Below are 2,207 nucleotides of genomic sequence, written 5' to 3'. Positions count from 1 at the left end.
GTGTAATTATTCTGGATGGAGCACGGCAAGTTTGCTTTTTACTGTCACTCTGATGATATAAAAAAGGCTGTACTGTACGCTGCGCTGATGATATTTAGATTATTGTATTGTAAAAAAAGATTCATAATGCGTATCGTACTGATTGTTGTAAGCCATTTTAAGGTCAACGAGTTTGAAATTTTTTCCAGGTGAATTTTTCTCATGGAATCAAATTTGATAATTAGTAGAAATAATCGAATAAGGGATGTGCCTCGCATTTATTTGAATTGTAATTCTCGAGAAGCGCATCCACATTCCCAGTATAGCAACATTTTTCCATAGCATTATATTTATGACCGGGTTGTAAAGGATAATTAGGATCCTCTTTCCAAAATGTTGCACATCTTTCAATTTGCTGATTTTCAGAAATCTCAAGGACAGTTTTTCCGTATATTGAAGAATCCAGCCCGGCGGCAGATGCAATTGTCGGAAGAAAATTCTCTTGAGATATCATTGCATGGGAATATTGGATTTCCGTATGTGTTTCTCCGGGACGTTTGATGTAGAAAATTGATTGCGGATTAGCGGGAGGAGGATAATACCCATGATCTGCTGTAATAATGATTGTTGAGCTGTCGTATATATTTAATTCTTTCATCTGATTAATTATTTCAGAAATAACAAACATATAACCGGAGACTTGTTCCCGGATGTTTGTCAACCCTGCAGCTCTTTGACCAGTTGATGTTAATACATATGGAGGATGCGCTCCTTTGTAATGATAAAGGGAAAATAATTTTTCTTCTCCGGATAATTTGATTCCATGCTCATGAAAATAATCAACTGATTTATTTGAATCAAAAATCATAAAGTTCTCATCATAAATTAATAGAGAAGAAATATCGGTAGTTGTTACCCAAAATGGAGCTTTCATTCCAATTGGAAGGTATCTGTATAATGACAGTTTGATAAGCTTTCGAAAAGATTCTTTATTAATTACATAATTGTCTGTGGTATTTTCAATTGCATTGGTAATTTTTCCTTTCATATTTTGGATATTACCGGCACCATAATTTGAATCAATATAAAAATTTATTTTCCATCCTTTCTGCTGTAAACTATCATAAAAACTATTTGCGGTTTCAGAATTCCAGGCATTTTTGAAAAAATCATTGAATCCTTCATTTGCATAATCATAATCTTTCATTGTCAGTAAATGTGCTAATGCAGGAAAGGTCCCTACATAATTTGAGTTCATGTTATCAAAGCAGGTGAAATCATGAAATGGATCAAGTGTATTTGGAAAATCATTGATGGCTCTCTGCATTTCATCTCCACTGGTTTGATCCAGTAGAAATACAATTATGTTTTCTTTGGGTGATAGAACGTATTGTTCTCCGAGATACAGCCCAAATTTGTTGTTTCTGGAAATTGTTTTGTCATGATCTGTTTCGAATTGAGAGAACATTTTAATGCTTAGTGAAGACATTTGCATGATACTTAATGTGCAGGTAACGATCAAAACAAAGTTTTTCCAGGTCTTTCTTGAAAAATAATGGAACAAAAATGGAATGATAAGGATCAAAAACCAGATGATGTAATTGATGATCACATTATCCCCGAAGTTATGCCATGGAACCAATTCACCGTTCAAAGTCCCAAGGTCATTGTTTAGAAAATTACCTTGAATATATAATCCTAAGGATAGACCACAATAGGTTGAAACAAGAAAACTATGTATTTTTCCACCAACAAGACAGGTTGGAATTGCTAATGCAGCAAATGTTATGAACCAAAAAGGTATACAAAAGGGAGTCAGTTCAAGTATGGTACAATTTATAAAATTTTTCCCATTATAGGTTAAATCCAATGGTCCGAATAGAAATAATGTGAAACTTAGAGAAAATGATGAAACAAGAGCGAGCGCTAATCTTTTTTTTAGTGGTGTTTTGCCAATAAAAAGTTTTTGAAGTTTACTTTGGAAGCTTTTTTGATTCATATGCTGCATCGCCTCATTCTAAATCTGTGTTAAAACCAGTACAATAATATCACTTTAATTTGATAATAGAATTGATCAATCAGCGATTTGATTATTATCAATTGTGCAAATCTTTAAAATAAAGTTTGAACCTTTGACCAGGAAAAAAATGGATTGAAATTTTGATTGAAACCTAACTAATCAGAATCAGTTTGCGCATCACTGAGTACAGTTTTGTGCAGGTTCCTGC

General features: G+C 33.3%; 1 protein-coding gene. It reads right to left on the bottom strand.

The window, feature by feature from the left end:
• Positions 1-220: 220 nt before the first annotated feature.
• Positions 221-1,978, bottom strand: coding sequence for a hypothetical protein (locus ACKI2P_RS01760; protein ID WP_407374530.1), 1,758 nt, complete (start codon positions 1,976-1,978; stop codon positions 221-223).
• Positions 1,979-2,207: the final 229 nt, after the last annotated feature.

Source organism: Methanobrevibacter sp. (genome assembly GCF_045541095.1).
Taxonomy (GTDB): Archaea; Methanobacteriota; Methanobacteria; order Methanobacteriales; family Methanobacteriaceae; genus Methanocatella.
Note: the sequence above shows the minus strand (reverse complement) of the source record. Positions and strands in the feature narration are given on the sequence as shown.